This is a genomic window from aff. Roholtiella sp. LEGE 12411, from assembly GCF_015206995.1.
GTDB lineage: Bacteria > Cyanobacteriota > Cyanobacteriia > Cyanobacteriales > Nostocaceae > Komarekiella.
In genome coordinates this window covers 1-7371 of the sequence record NZ_JADEXR010000225.1, presented here as the reverse complement: position 1 = coordinate 7371, position 7371 = coordinate 1, and the positions used below count along the sequence as shown (strand labels likewise).

The following is a 7371-nucleotide window of genomic DNA, read 5'->3' as shown; positions in this document are numbered from 1 at the left end:
GCGCACCACTGGAAGCGGTGAAGATGTACATCCAAAATCAGAAAGAAACTTGACGGCGAATAAATTCGCCAACGGCTAACCCCCATAAATGAATTTAGGGGCTAGCCCGCCGTTGAGACTTTGGTCTGAGGCAATCACATGGGGCTGCTCATCCCAATGTCGTAGCAGACCCAAATCAGCCAATGTGGCAGAGCGTAGGTTCATGACAACTTCCTTGAAAATCAAATTGGTCACAGCTTTGATCATTTTCGCTGCTTGATTTCTAGCAGATGTTTACAGGAAACACCAATATTTCTACTGTGTCAAAGAGCGATCGCGCGCCTATACCTCGTTTTCAAAATTCAAGAGTCAATTTAAATCCAATCCTGATTCTCAATCGTCTTAGTAAACAGATGCGCCACAATTGACCACTCCAGTATCCATTTCAGGTCAGCATTGTGGCAGCATATTGCAAATTAAACGGTTTTAGCCTGAGAACAGAAAAAAATTTATGCACAAACACGCGAACTTCCTGCTCAAAATTTGTTTAAGTAGCCTGGTTTTTACTACATCCTTGGTAGCAACAGCCTCAGCCACTATTTCTGCAACTGAAGCGCAATCATCAATTACCAAGACTGCCCAGAAAAATGCCTGTGCAGGTAAAAATCCCTGCGCTGCTAAAGCCAACTCTGTAGGCGGGCCTCTAGCTAAAGAACTTCAAGGAAAACCAGTTGTAGTAGATGTATTTGCTACTTGGTGCCCTGGCTGTAAGAATATTGCTCCCACCCTATCCCAATTAAAACAGCAATATTCCGGTAAGGTAAATTTTGTGGTCTTGGATGTAACAGATAAAGCCAAGCTTAGACAGACAGAAGCAATGGCACGAAGATTAGGTTTGGGCAAATTTCTAGAGGCTAATAAAAGTAAAACCAGCACTGTAGCGATCGTTGACCCTGCTACTGGTGACATTTTAGCCCTGTACCAAAACAATTCTAATCAGGCTGACTACACCAAGATCCTCGAAACCGCTTTGGCGAAAAAGTAGTTTAATTGTGGCTTTGCCTCTATCTTTAGGGGCAAAGCTAGCTTTTTATGGTTGCAAACGTTGGCTCAGTTCTGAGGAGTCCTTTTGAATTTCAGTAAATCCAACTTTGATGCTCAATCGTCTTATAAATAGATGCTCCACAATTTACATTTCCAATTTCTCATCTCAATCAAACAAACTGAAAATGTACGCCAAAACTAATTATGGCAGCATTACACAATTAAAGCGTGAGGAGAATACCCAATGTACAAAAACAAATTTTTTCTAAGCCTACTGTGCTTGAGTGGTCTGATTTTGACAGTATCATGCAGTCCAACGAAATCAGATAATATTTCTCAAAATCAAGCTCCATCAACTACGAATGTTGCTCAGTCCAACCCCTGTGCAGCCAAAAACCCCTGTGCTGGAAAAGATGCTGCTAAGTTAACCTCTGTAGGAAATCCTCTAGCCCAAGAACTTCAAGGTAAACCCGTACTGGTGGATGTGTTTGCTACTTGGTGCGCTGGCTGCAAGAATATTGCTCCTACTTTGTCGCAATTGAAACAGGAATATTCTAGTAAGGTTAATTTTGTGGTTTTGGATGTAACGGATAAAGCCAAACTTCAAGAGACACAAGCACAAGCAGAAAAATTAGGCTTGGGGAAATTCCTAGAAGCTAACAAGAGTAAAACAAGTACCGTGGTGATCGTTGACCCGGCTACTGGCAAAATTTTAACAATCTTCAAAAATAATCCCAACAAGGCTGACTACACCAAAATACTCGATACTGCTCTAGCAAAAAGTTAGTCTCCTTCTCTTCATAGCTTAAGGCTAATTTCATGAAACCAATATCTCAGTTGTCAACAGATCAACCCCCCTCCCGCCGTTCCAAAGTCTCGAAAAAATGGTTAGTTTACGGTGGATTGGGGTTGCTCTCCCTGGTTATAGTTATCACTCTGGGCCCTGTGATTAGTCATCCGATTGAACGGGTGATTTCCATTGTGGAAAACCGTTATCAGCAGTGGTTTGACCAACAGGACACGGCAAATCCCTTTGTGTTGTTACCTTTGGCGTTTATCGGTGGGTTACTTGCTAGTGTATCCCCCTGTATCTTGGCACTTTTACCAGTCAACCTGAGTTACATCGGCACACTGAAAATTAAATCTCGTTGGGATGCTTTTACTAAGGCTGGTTTGTTTGTCTTGGGAGCAGTGACTATTTTAAGTCTGTTTGGTTTAGTCTCATCCTTTGCTGGCATGGTAATGGTGGAGTATCGGGGCTATATCAATATAGTTGTCGGATTGATTATGGCTGTAATGGGTCTGTGGTTGATGGGGGTGGTAAAACTACCCCTACCGCAGATAAATGTAAATCTCCCCAAGGCTGGGCCGTATGGAGTGGGTTTGACTTTTGCTTTAGTGAGTTCCCCTTGTGCTAGTCCGGTGCTGTTTGGTGTACTGGCGGCGGCGGCGGCTACAGGTTCGCAAGTTTTGGGGACGTTGACGATGGTTAGCTATGGACTTGGTTATACTAGCCTGATTTTCCTGGCGAGTTTATTTACGGGACTGGCGAAACAGAGTAACAAGTTGTTGAAGCATTCCGAGGGAATTATTCGCTTTGGTAGTGTCGCGTTAATTTTGACTGGAGCATATTACCTATTTACTGGCACTCAATGGTTTGTGGGAGCTTAAATCATGATTAAGGATCTGGTAATTATTGGTTCTGGCCCGGCTGGTTATACCGCCGCCATCTATGCAGGACGCGCTCAACTTAAGCCTGTGGTATTTGAAGGGTTTAGTGCTGGAGGAATCCCCGGTGGTCAATTGATGACCACTACTGAGGTAGAAAACTATCCCGGTTTTCCTGATGGAGTTCAGGGGCCAAAGTTAATGCAGCAGATGCGCCAGCAAGCATTACGCTGGGGTGCTAGGTTGATTACTGATGATGTGATTGCTGTGGATTTTACTCAATATCCCTTTGCTGTAGCCTCTGCTGATTTGTTAGAAGTGAAGGCGCGGGCTGTGATTATTTGCACGGGAGCAACTGCTAAAAGATTACATTTGCCGGGTGAGGATAAGTTTTGGAATAACGGGATTTCTGCCTGTGCAATCTGCGATGGAGCAAATCCTTTGTTTGCGAATGCAGACATTGCTGTGGTTGGTGGTGGTGATTCGGCTGTGGAAGAAGCACTTTATCTAACTAAATATGCCAGTAAAGTTCATTTATTAGTAAGGAGCGATCGCCTGCGGGCTTCTAAGACGATGCAGGAGCGTATATTTAATCACAGCCAAATTCACATCCATTGGCATACCTCACTCATCAGTGTAGATGGCGATCGCGTACTACGCCGTGTCCAAATTCGAGATACACAAACAGGTGCAGTTGCCGATTTAACTGTGAGTGGGTTATTCTACGCCATTGGTCACACACCGAACACGCAACTGTTTCAGGATCAATTAGAACTGGATGAGGCAGGCTATATCAAGACTCAGGGTAAGAGTACAGCTACTAATATTCCTGGCATTTGGGCGGCTGGAGATGTTCAAGATCACGTTTATCGTCAGGCAATTACCGCCGCCGGTACGGGTTGTATGGCAGCACTGGAAGCTGAGAGGTGGTTATCAGAGATGCGATCGCCTACAACTGACGGAAGGCGATCGCTTGTTTCTTTTGCTGCCTAAAAAATATTTTTGGTCACAATTACAAAAAGAGAAATATGCAACAAACTTTTTCTGTTGAGCAAACTTTTTTTACAGGGCGAGAAGCTTTTGAATGGTTGATGCAGGAATCCGATCAACTAATCATTGTCAAGTTTGTAGCTCCCTACTGTCCTTCCTGCGAAACACTTAAATCGGTGCTACATCAAATAGCTATTGAAAACACAGGTAAATTGCACTTGGTAGAACTCGATATGAGCGAAGAACTTGAATTGACTATTATGTTTGCTGTTAGAAGCGCACCAACCGTAGTATTACTTAAAAAGCAGAAAATATTAGCACAAATTACAGGATTAAAACCTAAAAAACAGTATGCAGACACGATTCAATCTGCGCTCTAAGACAGTGAATAAATGTCTGAAACTTGTTGCTCTGTGGCTAAAAATTCCTTAAATGCAAATTGTCCAGTAAATGAAGTAGAAGGAAAGCGGGTTAAAACTGTTAACTGTTACGCTTAAAATTTTACTGAAACCGGGAGCATTAGAATTTCTCAATTCTGAATCTAATTACTTATTCTGCAACTCAACTGATTGTCCCGTTGTTTATTTCAATAAGCAGGGTCAAATTTTTGTAACAAACGAGTTATCTGCTATCAATCAAGGAATTCAGATTTTCGGCAATGTACTCACCAACAACTGCTTCCGAGCACTTTGTTTGCCACCAATGCAAAGATTTCTGGTGTATTTCTTGCATTAATTGCTTGTTTGATAGCAGTTTTTCTAGTGTGCTTTCTAAATCATGCCAATCTGTAATTTCAATAGCAGGAGAATTATCATAAAACCACCTTGAGGGTAAAGCTTCTGTTATTACAATACAACCATACTTAATCGCCTCAAAAAAACGATATGTCTCAAAGGAAGTTCCTCTAGGAGCAAGACATATTTTCGTATTCATCATTCTTTCGCTGTAGCTGTTTGCAGCCTTGCTATCACCAGTAGCACCAAAAGCCTGAGTTATGGAAGATTCAACTTTAAACTCAGGATGTTTTTCTTGAAAACGATTAGCGCTCAACATCATTTGTTCACGAGAAATGGTCTTTGGAGTTCTTAACCAATACTGTAAAGACCATATAGGATAAGTTTCATGTATTGCACTACCAGCAAAAAAAACATCATAAAAGCGGTCTTCTATATTCTTTATTGGCAAATCCTCTGAGTTATAGTATCCCAAGGGAATGTCGTATATTGGGGCAACTTTGCTTGTGTTTAATACCCAGTTTTTGACTTTTTTAGACTGGTATTTTAACATCCCAGGTAGGCGAATAACTAAGTTTCTCAGGTATTGAATTCCTGTGACCAAGTTGAGATAAGAAGGCTGGAATAATGGATTGCATCCAACTATTTGACTCGTCCCATAGCATTTAAATATTGCCCCTACCTGATCAATATATTTGGGTATGCGACATAACTCGTCTCCCAGCATAACCACAATTACATTTTTCCCATAGCACGGAAGTTCATTCATTTCAGTCATTGTCACGTAGAAAGTTAAGCCTTTGTGCTTCAGGCTTTTTTCTACAAATTGGAACACTTTACCAAAATAAGCAACAAAGCCACATTGGGCTGGGTTAGGGTTGTATATATCCCAGACAATTAAACCTTCTTCTGGTGTGATGTAAATATAGTATTTATTTTCTAACATACTAGTGTATTTTTATTTAATTCATAATATTCTACTTAATGAAGCAAAGTTAAGCAAAATCTTGGAATAAATCAATCTGTAAAATTGACAAAAAATACAATCTATGATTATTAGGACTTACGCAACTGGCACACAAGGCTTCTGGTATAAGAGTCAAGGGTCAAGAATGAATGGCACTAAGAAAAGCCTAAAGGCTTATGTCGCCTCGTTCCCAGTCTTCAGACTGGGAATGTATTCCGAGAGGGCTGCTGCCTCTCGTCAAGCCACTGGAGGCGGAGCCTCCCTGACTGGTTAAGAGCCTGGAGGCTCTTAACCAGTCAGGGCAAGGGCTATATCTTAACTTAGTGCCATTCGGTCAAGAATCAAGGTTTTTTGGACTTTTGACCTTTGACTCTGGACAACCTCTGGCGTTAAAAATATGACACTTGCGTAAGTCTTGATTATGCATAATTAGATTTCACTATAGTAAATTAACTAGGGTTAAATGTGAGTAAGCTATAAAACTAGGTATCAAAAACAACATTTTACCAGCTAAAAAAATATAGAAATAAATGGATTAGTGTGTTCAGCCTATTAAGATTTGAGTACAAACTATAACAATAGTTCATTGAATACTTGCGTAATAGAAGGTTAAGAATGCATCAAATTGGAATTGTTCTCATTGGTAGAAATGAAGGAAATCGTCTCAAAAAGTGTTTGTTATCAGTTTTGAGCGAAGCGATCGCAGTAGTATACGTGGATTCTGGTTCTACAGATGGTAGTGTAGCGCTAGCTCGTTCCCTAGGAGTGCATGTAGTAGATCTTGATTTATCCATTCCCTTTACTGCGGCTCGCGCTAGAAACACTGGATTTGAATATTTATTGCAAGTAGAACCAAATATCGAATTTGTCCAGTTTGTGGATGGAGACTGCCAAGTAGTGCAAGGATGGTTAGAACTTGCAGTGCAAGAATTAATTTCCCGACCTGATGTAGTCGTGGTATGTGGTCGACGGCGCGAAGAATTGCCCGATAACTCGATTTATAATCGCTTGTGCGATATTGAGTGGGATACTCCCATCGGTGAAGCTAAAGCCTGTGGTGGTGATGCGATGATGCGTGTCTTGGCGCTCAAACAGGTAGGAGGTTACAATCCTACCCTGATTGCCGGTGAAGAACCAGAACTATGTGTGCGATTGCGTCAAGCAGGAGGCAAAATTTTACGTGTAAATGCAGAGATGACATTGCACGATGCTCAAATCACTCACTTTGGTCAGTGGTGGAGGCGATCGCAGCGAGCAGGTCATGCTTATGCTGAAGGGTCTTGGCTGCACGGTCATCCCCCGGAACGGCATTGGGTCAAAGAAAGCCGAAGTATTTGGTTTTGGGGTTTGCTTTTGCCGCTACTGGCTATTGCAACTGCATGGTTAACTTCAGGTTTAAGCATACTATTACTATTAGTGGTCTATGCAATCTTGGGATACAAAGTATATAAAAGCACGCTTAAACAAGGTTTTAAATCAGACGATGCAATTCTCTACTCACTATTCTGCATGTTAGGTAAATTCCCACAAGTGCAGGGTCAGGTACAGTTTCAACTCTCTCGCTTGCTTAAACGGCAGCGTACCTTAATTGAATACAAAAAAGCAGCCTTATAAATTCCCTACAAGGTATACAGTCGTAGGCTAAATACTTAAAAACTGCTGTAATATTTCAACTTGCAGTTTAGAGAGTATTGATACTCCTCATGCTATGTTCACCATAAATTCAAGAAATTACCAGTATATTTAAAGATTAACTTCATACAAACATATTGGTTTTAATCTGAAAAAATACTATGTTAGTTTTGCCACACTTGTAGTGAAAATACTTGCTTATACCAAATCTGTATGAGGTTGCACCGAATAATACCCCCTTGTAGTCTCCCTTGACAAAGAAGACTGCAAAAGGCGGGGGTAGATAAATTGCATCTTCATATAGTAATCCGATTTGATTCGTGAACTGATTCGTAGAGATGGGGCATGGGGCATGGG

10 protein-coding genes and 1 pseudogene are annotated in these 7371 nt (G+C 41.3%); 8 read left to right on the top strand and 3 right to left on the bottom strand.

From position 1 onward, the window contains the following. Window positions 1-75: 75 nt before the first annotated feature. Complete coding sequence (locus tag IQ246_RS31085) at window positions 76-204, bottom strand: hypothetical protein (protein WP_255515664.1); 129 nt, start codon at window positions 202-204, stop codon at window positions 76-78. 286 nt (window positions 205-490) lie between these two features. Between IQ246_RS31085 and IQ246_RS27945 the strand changes: the two genes are divergently transcribed. From IQ246_RS27945 to IQ246_RS31400, 6 genes and pseudogenes are all read left to right on the top strand, one after another. After that, on the top strand, window positions 491-1024 hold the full coding sequence (locus tag IQ246_RS27945; RefSeq protein WP_194006545.1) for a thioredoxin family protein: 534 nt from the start codon (window positions 491-493) through the stop codon (window positions 1022-1024). A gap of 243 nt (window positions 1025-1267) precedes the next feature. Beyond that, complete coding sequence (locus IQ246_RS27940) at window positions 1268-1810, top strand: thioredoxin family protein (protein WP_194006544.1); 543 nt, start codon at window positions 1268-1270, stop codon at window positions 1808-1810. Window positions 1811-1842: 32 nt separating this feature from the next. Then, the gene (locus IQ246_RS27935) at window positions 1843-2694 is read left to right on the top strand and encodes a cytochrome c biogenesis CcdA family protein (protein ID WP_194006543.1); all 852 of its coding nucleotides are present in this window, start codon (window positions 1843-1845) and stop codon (window positions 2692-2694) included. 3 nt (window positions 2695-2697) lie between these two features. Beyond that, a complete protein-coding gene (gene trxB / locus IQ246_RS27930) occupies window positions 2698-3684 on the top strand; it encodes a thioredoxin-disulfide reductase (RefSeq protein WP_208492334.1) in 987 nt (328 codons plus the stop codon). A 35-nt stretch (window positions 3685-3719) separates the two neighbouring features. Beyond that, the gene (locus tag IQ246_RS27925) at window positions 3720-4061 is read left to right on the top strand and encodes a co-chaperone YbbN (RefSeq protein ID WP_194006542.1); all 342 of its coding nucleotides are present in this window, start codon (window positions 3720-3722) and stop codon (window positions 4059-4061) included. A 94-nt stretch (window positions 4062-4155) separates the two neighbouring features. Next, a pseudogene (locus IQ246_RS31400) lies at window positions 4156-4416 on the top strand (hypothetical protein); the annotation flags it as partial. Here IQ246_RS31400 and IQ246_RS27915 read toward each other — a convergent pair. Continuing rightward, complete coding sequence (locus IQ246_RS27915) at window positions 4303-5361, bottom strand: glycosyltransferase family 1 protein (RefSeq protein WP_194006541.1); 1059 nt, start codon at window positions 5359-5361, stop codon at window positions 4303-4305. The pseudogene IQ246_RS31400 and the gene IQ246_RS27915 overlap by 114 nt on opposite strands. 103 nt (window positions 5362-5464) lie before the next feature. On the opposite strand from IQ246_RS27915, the gene IQ246_RS27910 reads away from it, so the two are divergent. Together IQ246_RS27910 and IQ246_RS27905 are read left to right on the top strand one after the other, a co-directional pair. Continuing rightward, window positions 5465-5656, top strand: coding sequence for a hypothetical protein (locus IQ246_RS27910; RefSeq protein ID WP_194006540.1), 192 nt, complete (start codon window positions 5465-5467; stop codon window positions 5654-5656). Between the two features lie 341 nt (window positions 5657-5997). Continuing rightward, window positions 5998-6996: a glycosyltransferase family 2 protein gene (locus IQ246_RS27905; RefSeq protein ID WP_194006539.1), complete on the top strand. Its 999-nt coding sequence runs from the start codon at window positions 5998-6000 to the stop codon at window positions 6994-6996. A gap of 142 nt (window positions 6997-7138) precedes the next feature. Here the strand turns inward: IQ246_RS27905 and IQ246_RS30020 are convergent. Further along, on the bottom strand, window positions 7139-7371 hold a 233-nt coding region (locus tag IQ246_RS30020), incomplete at its 5' end, for a hypothetical protein (protein WP_208492333.1).